The organism is Haloarcula sediminis (assembly GCF_035656455.1).
In the GTDB taxonomy this organism is placed as follows: Archaea; Halobacteriota; Halobacteria; order Halobacteriales; family Haloarculaceae; genus Haloarcula; species Haloarcula sediminis.
Window position 1 is genome coordinate 239,493 of record NZ_JAYMGA010000007.1, and the last position, 17,848, is coordinate 257,340.

Here is a 17,848-nt window from a genome sequence, read left to right on the forward strand (position 1 = left end):
TGCTTCGACGCACATCGGCGCGGTACGGCGGTTTAATCCGGCTTAATCGGCACAGAATCGGGTTGAACGCCTGTTGTTTATATACCTACCCGGAGGTAAGATACGGGTGTAATGCAACGAACCGCGACCGCCGCGCTGGCGGCCCTGCTCGTGATCGGGACGCTGGCAGCCGTGCCAGTCGCCATGGCACAGGGTGCCGACCAGACGAGTCAGACGAACCGGACGGCCGGCAACAGCAGTGTCGCACCCGGCGAACAGCTGTCCGCCGTCGTGGGGGTCGGCGAGGCCGAACTCAGCGGGGACGTCGAGTCACGCGCGTACAGTATCCGGGTCGACCGGGCGAACAGCTCCGACGCGAAAGCCGCCGTCGTCGCCGACCAGCTGAACGCGACCGACGAGCGGCTGGCCGAGCTAGAGGCCGAGAAGGCGGAACTACAGGCCGCTCGCGACAACGACTCGATAAGCGAGGGGCAGTACCGCGCCCGGATGGCGACGCTCCACGCGGAGAGCCAGAGCGCGTCCCGACTCGCCAACCAGACGAACGAGACGGCCGGTGAGCTTCCCGCCGAGACGCTCGAAGCCAACGGCGTCAACGTCACCGCTATCCGGACGCTTCAGGACCGCGCGGCGAACTTGAGCGGGCCCGAGACGGCCGCAATCGCCCGGAGCATCGCCGGCGAGAACGTCGGGCAGACCGCCCGAGCCGGTGAGGCGGCCGACCGCTCCGGCGCGGGTGACCGCGCCGGGGCCAGCGGTGGTACGGACACCGAGACGCGCGACGGGTCCACCAACCAGACGAGCGATGGTTCGACCACCGAGACGAGCGACGGGTCCACCAACCAGACGAGCGATGGTTCGACCACCGAGACGAGCGACGGGTCCACCAACCAGACGAGCGATGGTTCGACCACCGAGACGAGCGACGGGTCCACGCCGACCGAGGGCGGGTCGACCGCCGACGGTAGCGACAGTAGCTCCACGGACGGCACCGACAGCGAATCGCCCACCACCCGTCGCGGGCCGAACTGATGCGGGCGAGACACACACTGCTGACGAGCGTCGCTCTCGGCGCGTTGCTGGTCACGGCGGCCGTGGCGCCCGCCGGCGCGACCCAGACCGCCGACGCACCGCCCGAACCGTCGCTGACCGTCGCCCTCGACGCTGACGGGGACGCCAGGGTGACGCTGGTCTCGACGTTCGACCTCACTGACGAGAGCCAGCAGGTCGCCTTCGACGATCTCCGGACGAACGAGACGGCCCGCGATGCCTACCGGGCCCGGTACACCGACCGCTGGGCGAGCGTCGCCAACGAGACGGCAAACCGGACCGGCCGAGAGATGGCCGTGACGAACAGTTCGCTTGCCCTCTCGCGGACGAACTCGACCGGGGTCGCCGCGTTCTCGCTGACCTGGGAGGGGCTCGCGACCGTCGAGGACGGGCTGGTGACCCTCGACGAGCCCTTCGCCAGCGGCTTCGACCCCGACCGTCAGTTCGTGGTCGTCCCTCCCGAGGAATACCAGCTTGAGAGCGTCTCGCCGGGGCCGGCAATCAGCAGCGACAGCCGGCTCGTCTACGCCGCTGACGCGGATCTCGACGGGCTCAGCGTCGTCGCCAGTACCACGACGGCGCCCGCCGGAACGCCGGCGCCCAGTCCGACGGCGACGTCGGTCGGCACGACTGGCGGGAGCGGTCCCGGCGTCGGTGCCATCGGTGCGCTCGTCGCGCTGGCGGCGGCCGGGCTGTTGGCCGGCCGCCGCGGGTGACTGTTGCGGTTCGCCGACATCGGCCGACACGGACGCGTGGGGCGACCCAGCCCGTATGCGAACCGGGCACACGCCCCGTCGAACTCGGAAGCTATTTGTACGGGAGATACGGTAGTCGCTGATACATGACGCGGACTGTCAACACTGGGGCGCTCGCCGTCGCCAGCGACGGGTCCGCTCGCGTTTTCGCCGACCAGTCGGCGTCCGACAGTATCCGACGCCGACGGCGGGCCCTCCGTTAGGCCCACTACCACTTCTCCTCTCGACGGTTCGGTTCGTCTCAAACCACGGCCGGTCGGCTGTCCGGCTCGTTACTCCAAACCGACAGTCACACCACGGTAACAAACGACTACCCACCCATGACAGACGGAAACGGCACCGTCGCGCTCGCCTTCTCGGGCGGGCTCGACACGACGGTCTGTGTATCGCTGTTGAAAGAGGAGTACGGCTACGACGAGGTCATCGGCGTCACGGTCGACGTCGGCCAGCCCGACTACGAGTTCGAGGAGGCCGAGGAAACCGCCGAGGCGCTGGGCGTCGACCAGTACGTCGTCGACGCGAAAGAGGAGTTCGCCGACCTCTGCCTGAAGGCCGTAAAGGCCAACGCCGACTACCAGGGCTACCCGCTGGGTACCGCGCTCGCGCGCCCGGTCATCGCCAAGGCGATTCTCTCGGTCGCCGAGGAAGAGGGGTGTGACGGCATCGCCCACGGCTGTACCGGCAAGGGCAACGACCAGCTACGCTTCGAGGCCATCTGGCGCGACTCGGACCTGGAGGTCATCGCCCCGGTGCGCGAACTCGGCCTGACCCGCGAGTGGGAAAACGAGTACGCCCGCGAGAAGGGCCTCCCCGTCGAGGGCGGCGACGGCGGCCGCTACTCCATCGACACGAACCTCTGGAGCCGCTCCATCGAGGGATCCGAACTCGAAGACCCCGCAGAGATACCGTCCGACGACATCTACAAGTGGACCGAGAACCCCTCGGGCAAGTCGCCAGAACTCGTCGAGGTCACCTTCGAGGACGGCGAGCCCGTCGCCGTCGACGGCGAGGACCTTGGCTCGGTTGAGCTGGTCGAACAGCTCAACGAGCGGGCCGGCTCGCATGGTATCGGCCGCACGGACATGATGGAAGACCGCATGCTCGGCCTGAAGGTCCGCGAGAACTACGAACACCCCGCGGCGACCGTTCTCCTCACCGCGCACGAGGCTCTGGAAGGGCTCGTGCTCACGCAGGAGGAGCGCCAGTTCAAGGCCCAGGTCGACCAGCAGTGGTCCCAGAAGGCCTATCAGGGCCTCGTCGACGCGCCCCTGACCGGCGCGCTGGAGGCCTTCATCGACGACACGAACGAGCGCGTCACCGGGACCGTGACGGTGAAGATGGAAGGCGGCCACTGCCGCCCGGTCTCGCGCGAATCCGAGTACGCCGTCTACAGCGAGTCGGCGGCCTCGTTCGACGAGGAGGCGGTCTCGGGCGGCATCACCCAGCAGGACGCCACCGGCGTCGCAAAGTACCACGGCTTCCAGTCCCGCCTGGCAAACGACATCCTCGAAGACGTGAAGTCGGGGAAGGCCGCCGCGGACGGTTCGGGCGAACAGTCGGAGGACTGAACAGATGAGCGAGGACGGAACGGACGACGGTACTGACGCGGGGTCCGAGGAGACGGCCGTCCGCCGCGACCGCTTCAGCGGCGGCCCCGCCCGGTCGTTCCTCTCCTCGCTCGCCGACGACGAGCGCATCTTCGCGGCCGACCTGGCCGTCGACCGCGCCCACGTCGTGATGCTGGCCGAACAGGGCATCGTCGAGGCCGACACCGCCGGCGAGATTCTGGCCGCCCTCGACGACATCGAGGCGGCGGGCCACGCCGACCTGTCCGACGGCGAGGACGTCCACGAGGCCATCGAGAGCGCGGTCATCGACCGCGTCGGGCCCGAGGGCGGGAAGATGCACACCGCCCGCTCGCGCAACGACGAGGTCGCGGCGTGTATCCGCTATCGGCTGCGCTCGGACGTACTCGAACTGGTTTCGACCCTCGTGGGCGCCCGCGAGCAGTTGCTCGACGTGGCCCGAGCCGAGACCGGGACGGTGATGCCGGGCTATACGCATCTCCAGCCCGCCCAGCCGACGACGGTGGCCCACTGGCTGGCCTCCTACGAGCAGGCGCTCCAGCGTGATACGGCGCGGCTGCTCGATGCCTACGAGCGCATCAATCAGAGCCCGCTCGGAGCGGCGGCCTTCGCCGGGACGCCTTTCGACGTGGACCGCGAGCGCACCGCCGACTTGCTCGGCTTCGACTCGGTCGCGGAGAACTCGATGGACGCCTCCGCGACGCGGGACTTCCTCGTCGAGACGACCAGCGCCGTGGCCGGGCTGGCGACGACGCTCTCCCAGCTGGCCGAGGACGTGGTCGTGATGGCGAGCAAGGGCCACGTCGAACTCGACGACGACTACGCCTCGACGAGTTCCATCATGCCCCAGAAGAAAAACCCCGACACGCTGGAACTGGTCCGCGGGCGCACGGGCGACGCGACCGCCGGCCTGAACGGCCTGCTGACCAACCTCAAGGGCCAGCCCCGGGCGTACAACCGCGACCTCCAGCGCGCGGGTCGTCACGCCTGGGACGCCATCGACAGCGCCACCGAGAGCGTCGAGGTGGCGGCCGGCGCCGTGGCGACCGCGGCGTGGCCCGCCGAGCGTCTGGAAGCGGCCGCCACCGAGGGCTTTGCGACCGCGACCGGCGTCGCGGACCTGCTGGCGATGGCCGGCGTGCCGTTCCGCACTGCCCACGAGGTCGTCGCCGAGGCCGCGGCGGGGCTGGACTCGGACGAGGACGCCCCCGGCTACGACGCGCTCTCGGCGGTCGCCGAGGAGGTACTGGGCGACCCGCTCGCCGAGTACGTCGACCGCGAGGCCGTCGAACGCGCGCTGGACCCCACCGAGAGCGTCGCGATGCGGGACTCTCGGGGCGGGCCGGCGCCCGACGCGGTCGGGGCACAGCTATCGGCGGCCGAGGACGTGTTGGCGAACCACGGTGACCGGCTCGACGCGGCCGAGACGGCGGTTTCGGGCGCACGCCAGCGCCTGCAGACGGAGGTCGAAACGTATGTGTAACCGACGACCCCCGCTCGGGGCACTTATACTAGAAATCTGATACAGAAATCGGACGCGTGCGGATAAAGGGCTTCTAACGCCGTTAGAGCGGTGTACGGCCATATAATTTAAGTTACAAGTCCGGTGGTTTTAAGTAGATAGCTCCGCGAGAGTGAGGTACAATGGCAGACTGCATCGAGTGCGGGGCGGAGGTCTCCCTGCACGACAGCCTCGAAGTCGGAGAGATCGTCGACTGTTCCACCTGTGGCGCCGAGCTCGAAGTCATCGATACCGACCCCGTCGAGCTCGACAGCGCTCCCGAGCTCGAAGAGGACTGGGGTGAGTGAGGTGTCCCCGGTGGCGCGGCCGACCGACCGCCGTGACACCGTGACCCACGACCACACGGAGCCAACAGCATGAACATCGGCCTCCTCTACTCGCGCATCCGCAAAGACGAGAAGCTCCTGCTCTCGGAACTGCGCGAGCGCGACCACGACATCGAGAAGATAGACGTCCGCAAGCAACAGTTCAACATCAGCGAGGCCCCCGAGGCCTTCGAGGACCTCGACCTCGTCGTCGACCGCTGTCTCTCGACCTCTCGCAGCGTGTACGCGACGAAGTTCGCGCGGGCCTACGACGTGCCCGTCGTCAACGGCCCCGACGTGGCCGAGGTCTGTTCGGACAAGGTGAAAAACAGCCTCGCCTTGGTCGAGGCCGGCGTCCCGACGCCCGACACCGACGTGGCCTTCACCAAGGACGCGGCCCTGGAGTCCATCGAGGACTTCGGCTACCCCTGTGTCCTGAAGCCGGTCGTCGGCTCGTGGGGTCGCCTGATGGCGAAAATCGACTCCCGCGACGCGGCCGAGGCCATCCTCGAACACAAGGAGACGCTCGGTCACTACGAGCACAAGATCTTCTACGTCCAGGAGTTCGTCGACAAGCCCGGCCGGGACATCCGCGTACTGGCAGTCGACGGCGAGCCGATAGCGGCGATGGTCCGCTCGTCGGACCACTGGCTCACCAACGCAGCGAAGGGCGCCGAGACCGACCCCTTCGAACTGGACGACCGCGCGCTGGAGCTGGTCGAGAAAGCCTCCGACGCGGTCGGTGGCGGCCTGCTCGGTATCGACCTGATGGAGGTCGGGGTGTCGCAAAGTGACACCCAAGAGTCGAGCGGGGAGAGCGAGGCGGGAACCGCCTCGGATGCGAACGGCGATAGCCGTGAGCAGAGCGACCCGCGAGACTACGAGTTCGACGACTACACGGTCCACGAGGTCAACCACACCGTCGAGTTCAAGGCACTCAACGACGTGAGCGAGGTGGACGTGCCGGCGAAGGTCGTCGACTGGCTCGAATCGAAGGCACAAAGCGGGAGCGCCACAGAGACGACAGCATGACTTACTCAGCCAGCGTCGTCGGCGGCTCCGGTTTCACCGGCGGCGAGCTGCTTCGCCTGCTGGACGGCCACCCCGAGTTCGAGCTCGCACAGGCCACCAGCCGCTCGAAGGCAAACAAGACAATCGGACACCAGCACCCGAACCTGCGTCACTCGGACCTCCGGTTTTCGGACCCGGGCGATCTGGAGAGCGTCGACGTGCTCTTTGCGGCGACGCCCCACGGCGTCTCGATGGAGCAGATAGACGCCTTCCAGGACGCGGCAGACACCGTCGTCGACCTCTCGGCGGACTTCCGGCTCGACAGCGAGGCCCAGTACGAGGAGTGGTACGACGGCCACACGCGCCCGGAGCTGCTGGCCGAGTCGGAGTACGCCCTACCCGAGCTGAACCGCGAGAACCTCGAAGGCGCGGACCTCATCGCCTCGGGCGGCTGTAACGCCACGGCGACCATCCTGGGCTTGCTGCCCCTCTTCGAGCACGGCGTTCTCAGCGGCGACGAGCAGATCGTCGTCGACGTGAAAGTCGGCTCCAGCGAGGGCGGGGCCGGCGGCGGCGAGGCCTCCTCGCATCCGGAACGCTCGGGCGTCGTCCGTCCCTACGCCCCGACGGGCCACCGCCACGAGGCCGAGATTCAGCAGTTCCTCGGCGTCGACGTTTCCTTTACCGTCCACGCCGTCGACATGGTCCGTGGCGCCAGCGCGACCTGTCACGTCTTCCCCGACGGCCCGGTCTCGAAGGGCGACCTCTGGGGCGCCTATCGCGGCGAGTACGAGGACGAACCGTTCGTCGAGCTCGTCTCCGGCGGTGGCGGCGTCTACCGCTACCCCGAACCGAAGGCCGTCGCGGGGACCAACCGCGCGGAGGTCGGCTTCGAGCTCGACCCCGGAAACAAGCGCCTCGTCGTGTTCTCGGCCATCGACAACATGATGAAGGGGTCGGCCGGCCAGGCCGTCCACGCCGCCAACGTCGCGCTCGGCATCGAGGAGACGGCGGGCCTGGAGTTCCAGGGGCTCCACCCCGTCGGCGCACCCTGACACCTGGACAGATATTTTCATGACAGTCGTTATCAAAGTCGGCGGCGCTCGCGCGGTAGACCCCGCGGGCGCCCTCGCGGACGTCGCATCACTCGTCGAAGATGGCGAACGGGTCGTCGTGGTCCACGGCGGCTCCACCAAGGTCGACGAGACGCTCGAACGGCTCGGCATCGACCCGGAGTACGTCGAGACGCCAAGCGGCGTCGTCGGTCGCTTTACCGACGAGACGACGATGGAGGCCTTCGAGATGGCCTTTGGCCACCTCAACACCCAGCTCGTCGCGGGTCTCCAGAGCGAGGGTGTCGACGCCGTCGGTCTGAACGGCGTCGACGGCAAACTGCTGTACGGCCCTCGGAAATCCGCCGTTCGCGTGGTCGAAGACGGTAAGAAAAAGATCCGCCGGGGCGACCATTCGGGCACCATCAAGCAGGTCAACGGCGACCTGCTCCGGACGCTCCTGTCCGACGGATACACGCCCGTGGCCGCCCCACCGATGGCTGGAGACGACGACGGCGAGGTGCTCCCCGTGAATACGGACGCCGACCGCTCGGCGGCCGCCATCGCGGGCGAGCTCGACGCGACGCTGGTCTTGCTGACCGACGTGGAGGGGGTCTACGAAGACCCCGAGGACCCGTCGACGCTCATCGAATCGGTCGAGACGGGCGACGGCTGGGCCGACCTCGAAGCCGCCGCCGAGGGGTTCATGGGCCGGAAGATAATGGCCGCCGAGGAGGCCCTTTCGGGCGGGTCGCCGGAGGTCGCCGTCGCCGACGCCAACGCCGACGAGCCGATTCTGTCGGCCCTGGACGGTGACGGGACACATATCAAGGCCGAGGCTGTAACGGAAAAACAATGACTGTCCACACGACACGTGTCGACGACGGAGGTGCGTCGCTGTGAGCGGCTTCGTCTTCAACGAGAAGCCGATTCAGATAGAGCGCGGTGACGGCGCCTACGTCTACGACGACAGCGGCACCGAATACCTCGACATGGGCGCCTCCTACGCCTGTGTCCCGCTGGGCCACGGCCACGAGGCCGTCCAGTCCGCCGTCGCCGAGCAACTGGAGAAGATCACCTACGTCCAGGCTTCCTACCCAAACGCCGAGCGAACGGCGCTGTATGACCTGCTCGCCGACACCGCGCCGGACCCCATCGACAAGACCTGGCTCTGTAACTCCGGGACGGAGGCCAACGAAGCGGCACTCAAATTCGCCCGGTCGGCGACGGGCAACTCCAAGATCGTCGCCACGATGCAGGGCTTTCACGGCCGCACCATGGGCTCGCTCGCGACCACCTGGAAGAACAAGTACAAGGAGCCCTACGAGCCTCTCATCGGCGACGTGGAGTTCGTTCCCTACGACGACGCCGAGGCGCTCGACGAGGCCGTGGACGAGGACACCGCGGCGTTCATCGTCGAGCCGGTCCAGGGCGAGGGCGGTATCAACCCAGCCTCTGACGGTTATCTCGAAGCCGCCCGCGAAATCACCGAGGAAGCGGGTGCGGCGCTGGTCTTCGACGAGGTCCAGACCGGGATGGGCCGGACCGGCGCGCTGTGGAACTCCCAGCGGGCCAACGTGGCGCCGGACATGATAACGTCCGCCAAGGGACTCGGGAACGGCCTGCCCATCGGCGCGACGCTGTGTCGGGACTGGATTGCCGAGAACTACGGCTCCCACGCCTCGACGTTCTCGGGGGGGCCGGTCATCTCCGCGGCCGCCGGGGCCACGGTCTCGACCATCATCGAGGACTCGGTGCCCGGCAACGCCGCCGTCATCGGTGACTACCTCCAGACGGAACTGGAGGCCGCTATCGGCGACGAGGTCCGTGACATCCGCGCTGAGGGCCTGATGATCGGCGTCGAGGTGGGCCGGGGCGCGAACAAGGCTCTGAAGCAACTGGCGCTGAACCACGACGTGCTGGCGCTGCCGGCGGGCCGGACCGTCGTGCGCCTGCTCCCGCCCCTGACTATCGGCGAGGCCGAGGCCGACGAGGTGGTCGACGCGCTGACAGAGGTGGTGGGATGAGCGAGGCACAGACCCGCGAGGCCGACACGGAAGCGCGGGACCTGCTGGAGGACGTGGTCCGCATCCCGTCGGTCTCACGGGACGAGCGCGAGGCCGCCGAGCGGCTCAAAGCGTTCTTCGAGGCCCACGACCGTGAGGTGTGGTTAGACGAGGTCGGTAACGTCCGCGCGCCGGCCGACGACGGCGTCCTGCTGACCTCCCACGTCGACACCGTCCCCGGCGATATCCCGGTCCGGGTCGAGGAGACCGACGACGGCGAGGTGCTGTGGGGCCGTGGCTCCGTCGACGCGAAGGGGCCGCTCTGTGCGATGGCCGTCGCCGCCGTCCGCACCGGGGCCTCATTCGTCGGTGTCGTCGGCGAGGAGGTCGACTCGAAGGGCGGACACTACCTCGTCGAGGACCGCGATAGCGAGCCCGACGCCGTCATCAACGGCGAGCCCTCCGGCTGGGAGGGCATCACGCTTGGCTACCGCGGCCTGCTCGGTGGCACCTACGTCGCCACCAGCGAGTCGGGCCACTCCTCGCGCCCGGAGAACAACGCCATTCAGGACGCGATGGACTGGTGGGAGGCCGTCGAAGACGAGTTCGCCAAGGACGAGTGGCACCCCGTCTTCGAGCGGGTCACCTGCAAGCCCGTCGACTTCCGCGGTGGCATCTCCGACGACGGCCTCTCCGTCGAGGCGACCATGCAGGTCCAGCTGCGGGTCCCGCCGGAGTACACCACCGACGAGATACGCGAGATGGCCGACGGCCACCTGGGCAACGGCACCGTCAACTGGGACGACAAGGTCGAACCGGTCATGCAGAGCCCCCGCACCGCCGTCGGCCGGGCGTTCCGGACGGCCATCCGCGACCACGGCGGCGACCCGACGCTGCTGCGCAAGACCGGGACCAGCGACATGAACGTCTACGCCAAGGCCTGGGACTGCCCGATGGTGACCTACGGCCCGGGCGACTCCGACCTCGACCACGCGCCGAACGAACACATCCACCTCGCGGAGTACGACCGCGCGGTGAGCGTCCTGACGGACGTGACCGAACGCCTGCTGTAACCATGCACTTACTCGACGTCGACGACCTCACGACCGACGAACTGACCGCCGTCCTGGACCGCGCCGCCGCTATCAAAGGTCCGGACGGCGAGGACGCCAGCGACCTGCTCGACCAGCAGACGCTCGGGATGATTTTCGAGAAACCCTCGACCCGAACCCGGGTCTCCTTCGAGACGGGGATGACACAGCTGGGCGGCCACGCCGTCTTTCTGGGCCCCGACGACATCCACCTGGGCCACGGCGAGCCGGTCAAGGACACCGCCCGGGCGCTCGCCCGCTACGTCGATTTCGTCATGGCCCGCGTCTACGACCACGAGGACGTCGAGGAGCTGGCCGAGTACAGCGACGTGCCCGTCATCAACGCCCTGACCGACGACGCCCACCCCTGCCAGACGCTCGCGGATCTGCTGACGGTGCGAGAGCAGTTCGGGGGCTTCGAGGACGTCTCGGTGGCCTGGGTCGGCGACGGCAACAACGTCTGTCAGTCGTTCGTGCTGGGCGCGGCGATGGTCGACCTCGACCTGACCGTCGCCACCCCCGAGGGGTACGAGGTCGACGACGACGTGCTGGAACGGGCCGAGGACCTCGGCACCGCGCCCGAGACCACCCACGACCCCGAGGCGGCTGTTTCGGGTGCAGACGTTGTCTACACGGACGTGTTCGTCAGCATGGGTGAGGACGACGTTCGCGAGGAGAAACTCGCGGAGTTCGACGGCTTCCAGGTCACGACCGACCTGCTGGGCGACCGCACGCTGATGCACTGTCTGCCCGCCCACCGCGGCGAGGAGGTCACCGACGACGTAATCGAGTCCGACAACTCGGTGGTGTGGGACCAAGCGGAGAATCGCCTGCACGCCCAGAAAGGATTGTTGGCGTGGCTGTCAGAGCAGTAGCGTCGGCTTGCGAGTGAAGCGCATACGGCGAGCGTAGCGAGCCGTTTCCCCGGACCCGAACGTAGTGAGGGTCCGGCCTTTTTTCCCACGTTTTTGCAAGGAGCGGTCCGAGCGCGCCGTAGGCGCGACTCGAACCCGACGCAGTAAAAAGTGGGTCCTAGAAGTGCGAGAACTTGTCCCGCCGATACACGTCGAGTTCGTTGACCGTCGTGGGGGGTTCCTGCGAGAGCGCGAAGGCGACGGCGTCGGCGACTTCCTCCGGTTCGGTCACCTCGCCTTCCTCGAACACCTCCTCGAAGGGGGTGCCGTCGGCGCTCTCGAACTCCGTTCGGACCTCCGCGGGGTTGACGACGGTGACGCCGATGTCGTCCTCGCCGACCTGTGCGGCGAGGCTCATCGCGAACCCGCGGACCCACCACTTCGTCGCCGCGTAGACGGGGTTGAACGGCCGGGGGTACTTGCCGGCGAAGCTCCCGATGAAGACGACGTTGCCCGCCGTCTCGCGGAGGTGAGACAGCGATTCGCGAGCGGTGAAGAAGGCGCCGTTGACGTTGACCTGCTGCATCGTCAGGAACTCGTCGTCGGTCATGGACTCGACGTCGCTCCCGCGGGCCAGCCCGGCGTTGACGACGACGCCGGTGAGCGGACCGAGCGTCTCGACGGTCGACTCGACGGCGGCCGCGACTTCCGCCGACTCGCGCACGTCGGCCGGCACGACGTGAGTGTCGACGCCGTGTTCGGCCGCGACCTCGTCGGCCAGTGCCCGCAGGCGGTCCCTGCTGCGGGCAAGCAGCGCCACGTCCGCCCCGTCGGCGGCGACCCGCCGGACCGTCGCCGCGCCGATACCCGAACTCGCACCTGTGACCAGAACCGTCTCGTCTGCCATACTGACATCCCCGGCCGAGACGCGTATAGAAGTTGGCCCGTCGCTAGCGCTTAACTAAACACTGCCCTTCGCGGGCGGGGCCATCCTCGCGTCGCTCGCGGCCGACATCTACCCCGTCGCATACGCGGAGGTGGGGCCGTCCATCACGCTGGCGACGGCGGTCGGCTCCCTCGGGACCGTCCCGCTGTGACTGTCGGCCGGTCGCCGCCGAGACCGCCATCTTATTGACCGAGAGCACCCTCCACGACGGTATGGACCCCGAGGACGTCCGCCGGGACTGGGCCGAGCGGTCGGGCAAGTACTCCCCCGAGTACTACGCCGACATCGGTCCGAACGAGGTCAGCGAGACGCTCCGGGACGTGCTGGGCCACTACGTCACCGAGGACGCCGCTATCCTCGAGGTCGGCTGTGGCTCCGGGCGCCACCTCGAAGCGCTCCGGCGGGAGGGCTACGAGAACCTCACGGGTATCGACATCAACGAGGACGCATTCGAGGTGCTGGGCGAGCGGTACCCCCGCCTCGCCGAGACCGGCGAGTTCCACGCCGGTGCGATAGAGGACCTCGTCGGGGAGTTCGAGGACGGCGCCTTCGACGTTATCTACACCGTCGAGACGCTCCAGCACATCCACCCCGAGGACACCTGGGTGTTTGAAGAACTCGCCCGACTCACCTCGGACCTGCTGATTACGGCCGAAAACGAGGGCAACAGCCCTCAGCGGGGCCGGGGCGAGACCGCGGTGAGCTACGTCGACGACGAGTTCCCGCTGTATCACCGCAACTGGAAGGAAGTCTTCTCCGAGCTGGGGCTGGCACAGCTGATTCGGGAGCCGACCGACCGGGACACGATTCGCGTGTTCCGGACGGTGTGACCGGCGCCCCGCGGCACCGATGTCAGGATTTATGATTTCACCGTGACAACACGATGGGTATGTCGCCCTCCAGTACCGTCGAACTCGCAGACGCCGTCTCCGACGTGCTCTATGCGCTCGCCGGCTGGCTTCTGGTCGGACTCGGCACGCTCGGCGTCGTCGTCGCCGTCCTCTCTGCGTTCAGTGGCACCGCGTCAAGCCTCGTCGCGTCGTCGGTCGTCGTGGTGCTCTCGCTGTGTCTGGTCGCGTTCGGCGTGTTCGTCAACCCCGGATTCCGCCGCCGGCTCGACCGCCGTCGCTCGCTCGGGCAGTTCGGCCGTTCCCGCGTGGTCGAACACCGCGTTCTGCGTCCCGGGGAGGACCGGACCGACCGCTGTGTCGACTGTGGGACCCGGGTGACGGAGGGGGAACTCAGACGCTATCGGGAGGAGTTCTGTCTCGCCGGGCTGCCGGTGTACACCCACAGCGAGGGGCAAAACGCCTACTGTCCCGACTGCGCGACGGCCGGTTTGCCGGACGAGGGGAAAGCTTCCGCCGACGAGCGGGCCCGGGCGGAGCCGCTGACGGAGCCCTAAAACTCCATGACGGCGTTCTCGGTGACGACCGAGTCGATGAGCCGCGTCGGCGTCGCGTCGTAGCCGGGGTTTGCGACCTCGAACCCCTCGGCCGGTTCGAGCATGACTTCGCTGGCCGGCCGGTAGGTGTTCTCGAAGGTGAAGCCGCTGCCGATGAACTTCGACGAGGAGCCAACCGCCGTGACCGGGACGCCGTGGCTGGCCGCCGTGGCGACGACCGAGTGGGTGCCGATGCGGTTGTACACCACGTCGTCGATGAGGCAGTTCATCCCGATGAGCACGCGGTCGACTTCCGAGAGGTAGTGGCCGGCGGCGCCGTCGGTGATGAGCGTCGTCTCGACGCCGTCGCGCTCGGCGAGCTGTCGGGCGGTCTTCCGACCGAGGAACCGCGGCCGGGACTCGGTGACGAACGTCTCGACCGCCTTGCCGGCGCCCACTATCTCGTCGAAGGTGGTCATCACGGTCGAGGAGTTCTCGTGGGTGAGCAGGACGTCCCCGTCCTCGACGAGCCCGGCCGCGCGCTCGGCGGCCCGCTGCTTGCTCGATTCGACCTCCTCGACGACGTCCTCGATGGCCCCGACCAGTGCTTCCTTTGCCGCCTCGACGGTGTCGGCGTCGGACTCAGTGACGGCCTCGACGATGCGCTGTTGGGTCGTATAGAGCGGGGCGTGCGAGCGGTTGGCTCGCTGGAGCGCAGAGGAGTTGCGCTCGACGACGCGATAGAAGTCCTCGACGGTGTGACACTCGCGCTCGGTCAGCTCGCGCAGCGCCTCGGCGGCCTTGACGGCGACGATAGAGGAGCTCTGGGTCTGCATCTCCTCTATCTCCCTGACTGTTTCGTCTATCATGCATGTACATGCGACTGTCGGGAATAAGGACCTTCCCCCATCGCTCGCCGAGACGGGCGGGTCAGGACTCCGTCCGGAGCCGCCCTGTCCGGAGTCCGGCGTCCTCGCTTGAGCGCAGGATAGAGAGCGCGGTCATGATGTCAGACCGGGTGAGCAGCCCCCGGAACTCGCCGCCGGCGTCGGTGACGACCAGCCGGCCCACGGAGTTGTCCTGTAGCTCGTTCAGCGCGTCCATCACGTCCGTCTCGGGCGTGACGGTCACGAGGTCGGTGGTCATCACGTCGCTGACGGTGTAGGCGTCGCGTTCGACGTCCCGGACCGCGCGGGCGTCCTCCAGCGTGACCAGGCCGACGACCTCGCCGTTCACTTCGACCGGGTAGCCGGTGTGGCGCTCCCGGAACATCGTCTCGATGAGCTCACGGACCGACATCCTCGGCGTGACCGTGGTGACGTGGGCCGCCGGCGTCATCACGTCTCTGACTTGTACCCCCTCCAGGTCGGCCCGCATCGTCGTCTCGCGGGCCTCGCCGGCTGCCCCGATATAGATGAAAAAGGCCAGCCCGGCGAGGAAGATGTTGCCGATGACGAACAGGCCGACGAGGCCAAGCAGGATGGCAAACACCTTGCCGACCTCCGCGGCGATCTCGGTCGCCCGGGCGTACGGTCGGGTGCGGGCAAGCAGCGCCCGAAGCACCCGACCGCCGTCCATCGGGAACCCCGGCAGCATATTAAAGGCCGCAAGCGCGACGTTCATCACCGCGAGATACGCGAAGACGAAGCGGGCGGACTCGACGGCGGCCGACCCGGTCCCCGGCAGGACGAGGAAGACGGCATACGAGAGCACGCCCAGCGCGACGCTGACGACGGGACCGGCGACGGCGATAGCGAGTTCCTGCTTCCAGTCCTCGGGCATCTCGGTCAGCTGGGCGACGCCGCCAAAGAGCCACAGCGTGATAGAGTCGATTGGGAAGCCGTAGCGAATCGCCACGAGCGAGTGGCCAAGCTCGTGGAGGACGACGCCGGTAAAGAGCCCGACGGCGGCGACGACCCCCAGCACCCAGACCAGGCTTCCGCCGGTCAGTACGGCGGGGTCCAGCCCGGTCCCGAGCGAGTCGTTCAACAGCCCCGCCGTCTGCTCGATCTGTGTCCCGATTATCCAGGCAAACAGCGGCAAGACGAGCAGGAAGGTCAGGTCGAGTTGGATGGGGATGCCGAAGGCGCTCCCAATACGGAACCGTCGCATAGCTGTCCGTTGGCGGCGGATAGTGATAAGCGCCGGTGGCCTGTGGGCTCGGCTCGTCCCGAGCCAGTAAAGTAGCTCCCCGACCGTAGAAACTGTCGTGTCGAAGCAGGCTGCGGAGGTCGAGACACTCTTCCTTCACGAACACGGCGACGACGTCCGTGTCGTCGCCCAGCGCGACGGCTCGCGACTGTTCCGCGCGGTCCTCGAACTGAAAGAGACCGACGCGGGGCCACGCCCCCGCCGGCTCCGCATCGAGGACGGCTCCGGCGAGCAGCTGCGCTCGCCCGACCAGTTCGTGGAGCTGGCCCGCCGGGCGGCCCGCATCCGCATCTCCGAACAGACCGGTCCCATCGCTCGCGACCGCATCAAAGAGATGCTCGACGGCTACCAGCTCGACGCGAAGGTCGTCCGGACCTGCCGGTTCTGTGCCTCTGCGGGTCGGTACTCCCCGATTACGAGCGAGACGGCCATCGAGGCCGACGGCGAGTCCATCTGCCCGGAGTGTGCCAGTCAGGAGCTCGACCGTCAGCTCGCCTTCGACGGCCAGATCACGGGCGACGCCCGCGAGCGGTTGGAGGAACTCCTGCTCGAAGTCCAGGACTTAGACCGCATCACGAACCTGCTGTCGGGACAGCTAGACCCCGACCTGACGAAGTTCGACGAGATATCCGCGACCACCGACGAGGTCGACCCCGTCCGCGTCGACTCGCTGGGGCTCCACCCCGGTATCCAGGACCACCTGGAATCCCGGTTCGAGACGCTGCTGCCGGTCCAGAGCCTCGCGGTCGAACACGGGGCGACCGACGGCGAGGACCAGCTCGTCGTCTCGGCGACGGCCACGGGCAAGACGCTCGTCGGCGAGATGGCCGGGCTGGACCGCGTGCTCAACGGCGAGGGGAAGATGCTTTTCCTGGTCCCCCTCGTCGCGCTGGCAAACCAGAAGTACAACGACTTCCAGGACCGCTACGGCGACATGGTCGAGGTCTCACTGCGCGTGGGCGCGAGCCGCATCGCCGACGAGGGCGGCCGGTTCGACCCCGACGCCGACATCATCGTCGGTACCTACGAAGGTATCGACCACGCGCTCCGGACCGGCAAGGACCTCGGCAACGTCGGCACTGTCGTCATCGACGAGGTCCACACGCTGGGCGAGGACGAGCGGGGCCACCGGCTGGACGGCCTGATTTCCAGGCTCAAGTACTACTGCGAGGAAGCACAGACCGATACTCAGTGGATTTACCTCTCGGCAACGGTCGGCAACCCCAGCCAGCTGGCCAAGAAGCTCCGCGCGAAACTCATCGAGTTCGAGGAGCGGCCGGTCCCCATCGAGCGCCACGTCACCTTCGCCGACGGCCGCGAGAAGATAGAGACAGAGAAGAAGCTGGTAAAGCGCGCGTTCGACTCGAAATCGAGCAAGGGGTATCGCGGCCAGACTATCATCTTCACCAACTCCCGGCGGCGCTGTCACCAGATATCCCGGAAGCTCAACTACTCCTCGGCGCCCTACCATGCCGGCCTCGACAACCGGAAACGGAAACAGGTCGAGCAGCAGTTCGCCGACCAGGAACTCGCCGCCGTCGTGACGACTGCCGCACTCGCGGCCGGGGTCGACTTCCCCGCCTCGCAGGTCGTCTTCGACTCGCTGGCGATGGGCATCGAGTGGCTCACGGTCCAGGAGTTCAGCCAGATGCTCGGGCGGGCGGGTCGGCCCGACTACCACGACAAGGGGACCGTCTACGTCCTCGTCGAACCGGACTGTACCTACCACAACAGCATGGAGATGACCGAGGACGAGGTGGCGTTCAAGCTCCTCAAAGGGGAGATGGAGCCCGTCATCACCCGCTACGACGAGGGCGCGGCCGTCGAGGAGACGCTGGCGAACGTCACCGTCGCCGGCAAAGCGGCAAAGCGGCTCAACGACCGGATGGTCGGCGAGGTCCCCACGAAACACGCGCTAGGGAAGCTACTGGAGTACGAGTTCATCGACGGGCTGGAGCCGACGCCGCTGGGGCGTGCGGTCACGAGACACTTCCTCGCCCCCGACGAGGCGTTCCAGTTGCTCGACGGCATCCGCAAGGGGACGGACCCCTACGATATCGTCGCGGAGATGGAGCTGCGCGACGAGCACTGACAGTCACTCGTCGACACTCGGTCCGTACCTTCATGTGGCCACACAG

General features: G+C 67.7%; 17 protein-coding genes. 14 read left to right on the top strand and 3 right to left on the bottom strand.

What is annotated here, in order from left to right; genetic code table 11:
- Positions 1-111: 111 nt before the first annotated feature.
- The 11 genes from VJ162_RS13695 (at position 112) to argF (ending at position 11,250) form a co-directional block, all read left to right on the top strand.
- Positions 112-1,029 carry a hypothetical protein gene (locus tag VJ162_RS13695; RefSeq protein WP_324665073.1) on the top strand — a complete coding sequence of 306 codons (918 nt, stop codon included), beginning with the start codon at positions 112-114 and terminating at the stop codon, positions 1,027-1,029.
- A complete protein-coding gene (locus VJ162_RS13700; RefSeq protein WP_324665074.1) occupies positions 1,029-1,763 on the top strand; it encodes a DUF7345 domain-containing protein in 735 nt (244 codons plus the stop codon). The genes VJ162_RS13695 and VJ162_RS13700 overlap by 1 nt, the downstream gene beginning before the upstream one ends.
- A gap of 359 nt (positions 1,764-2,122) precedes the next feature.
- Positions 2,123-3,370, top strand: coding sequence for an argininosuccinate synthase (locus tag VJ162_RS13705; RefSeq protein ID WP_324665075.1), 1,248 nt, complete (start codon positions 2,123-2,125; stop codon positions 3,368-3,370).
- 4 nt (positions 3,371-3,374) lie between these two features.
- Positions 3,375-4,871 carry an argininosuccinate lyase gene (gene argH / locus VJ162_RS13710; RefSeq protein WP_324665076.1) on the top strand — a complete coding sequence of 499 codons (1,497 nt, stop codon included), beginning with the start codon at positions 3,375-3,377 and terminating at the stop codon, positions 4,869-4,871.
- Positions 4,872-5,032: 161 nt separating this feature from the next.
- Positions 5,033-5,197 carry a lysine biosynthesis protein LysW gene (lysW, locus tag VJ162_RS13715; RefSeq protein WP_324665077.1) on the top strand — a complete coding sequence of 55 codons (165 nt, stop codon included), beginning with the start codon at positions 5,033-5,035 and terminating at the stop codon, positions 5,195-5,197.
- Between the two features lie 69 nt (positions 5,198-5,266).
- The gene (locus VJ162_RS13720) at positions 5,267-6,247 is read left to right on the top strand and encodes a RimK family alpha-L-glutamate ligase (protein ID WP_324665078.1); all 981 of its coding nucleotides are present in this window, start codon (positions 5,267-5,269) and stop codon (positions 6,245-6,247) included.
- Positions 6,244-7,281 carry an N-acetyl-gamma-glutamyl-phosphate reductase gene (gene argC / locus VJ162_RS13725; protein ID WP_324665079.1) on the top strand — a complete coding sequence of 346 codons (1,038 nt, stop codon included), beginning with the start codon at positions 6,244-6,246 and terminating at the stop codon, positions 7,279-7,281. Before VJ162_RS13720 ends, argC begins: the two co-directional genes overlap by 4 nt.
- A 19-nt stretch (positions 7,282-7,300) precedes the next feature.
- Positions 7,301-8,137 carry an acetylglutamate/acetylaminoadipate kinase gene (locus VJ162_RS13730; RefSeq protein ID WP_324665080.1) on the top strand — a complete coding sequence of 279 codons (837 nt, stop codon included), beginning with the start codon at positions 7,301-7,303 and terminating at the stop codon, positions 8,135-8,137.
- A gap of 40 nt (positions 8,138-8,177) precedes the next feature.
- Positions 8,178-9,305, top strand: a complete 1,128-nt coding sequence (locus tag VJ162_RS13735; RefSeq protein ID WP_324665081.1) for an aspartate aminotransferase family protein — start codon at positions 8,178-8,180, stop codon at positions 9,303-9,305.
- Positions 9,302-10,357, top strand: coding sequence for a [LysW]-lysine hydrolase (locus VJ162_RS13740; RefSeq protein ID WP_324665082.1), 1,056 nt, complete (start codon positions 9,302-9,304; stop codon positions 10,355-10,357). The genes VJ162_RS13735 and VJ162_RS13740 overlap by 4 nt, the downstream gene beginning before the upstream one ends.
- Before the next feature lie 2 nt (positions 10,358-10,359).
- Positions 10,360-11,250 carry an ornithine carbamoyltransferase gene (argF, locus tag VJ162_RS13745; protein ID WP_324665083.1) on the top strand — a complete coding sequence of 297 codons (891 nt, stop codon included), beginning with the start codon at positions 10,360-10,362 and terminating at the stop codon, positions 11,248-11,250.
- A gap of 157 nt (positions 11,251-11,407) precedes the next feature.
- Here argF and VJ162_RS13750 read toward each other — a convergent pair whose 3' ends face one another.
- Positions 11,408-12,136: an SDR family oxidoreductase gene (locus tag VJ162_RS13750; RefSeq protein WP_324665084.1), complete on the bottom strand. Its 729-nt coding sequence runs from the start codon at positions 12,134-12,136 to the stop codon at positions 11,408-11,410.
- A gap of 251 nt (positions 12,137-12,387) precedes the next feature.
- On the opposite strand from VJ162_RS13750, the gene VJ162_RS13755 reads away from it, so the two are divergent.
- Together VJ162_RS13755 and VJ162_RS13760 are read left to right on the top strand one after the other, a co-directional pair.
- Positions 12,388-13,005, top strand: a complete 618-nt coding sequence (locus VJ162_RS13755; RefSeq protein WP_324665085.1) for a class I SAM-dependent methyltransferase — start codon at positions 12,388-12,390, stop codon at positions 13,003-13,005.
- Positions 13,006-13,064: 59 nt separating this feature from the next.
- Positions 13,065-13,580, top strand: a complete 516-nt coding sequence (locus tag VJ162_RS13760) for a hypothetical protein (RefSeq protein WP_324665086.1) — start codon at positions 13,065-13,067, stop codon at positions 13,578-13,580.
- On the opposite strand, the gene VJ162_RS13765 is transcribed toward VJ162_RS13760, so the two are convergent.
- Together VJ162_RS13765 and VJ162_RS13770 are read right to left on the bottom strand one after the other, a co-directional pair.
- On the bottom strand, positions 13,577-14,428 hold the full coding sequence (locus VJ162_RS13765) for a translation initiation factor eIF-2B (protein ID WP_324665087.1): 852 nt from the start codon (positions 14,426-14,428) through the stop codon (positions 13,577-13,579). The genes VJ162_RS13760 and VJ162_RS13765 overlap by 4 nt on opposite strands.
- A gap of 61 nt (positions 14,429-14,489) precedes the next feature.
- On the bottom strand, positions 14,490-15,671 hold the full coding sequence (locus VJ162_RS13770; RefSeq protein WP_324665088.1) for a site-2 protease family protein: 1,182 nt from the start codon (positions 15,669-15,671) through the stop codon (positions 14,490-14,492).
- A 97-nt stretch (positions 15,672-15,768) separates the two neighbouring features.
- Between VJ162_RS13770 and VJ162_RS13775 the strand changes: the two genes are divergently transcribed.
- Complete coding sequence (locus VJ162_RS13775; protein ID WP_324665089.1) at positions 15,769-17,802, top strand: DEAD/DEAH box helicase; 2,034 nt, start codon at positions 15,769-15,771, stop codon at positions 17,800-17,802.
- Positions 17,803-17,848: the final 46 nt, after the last annotated feature.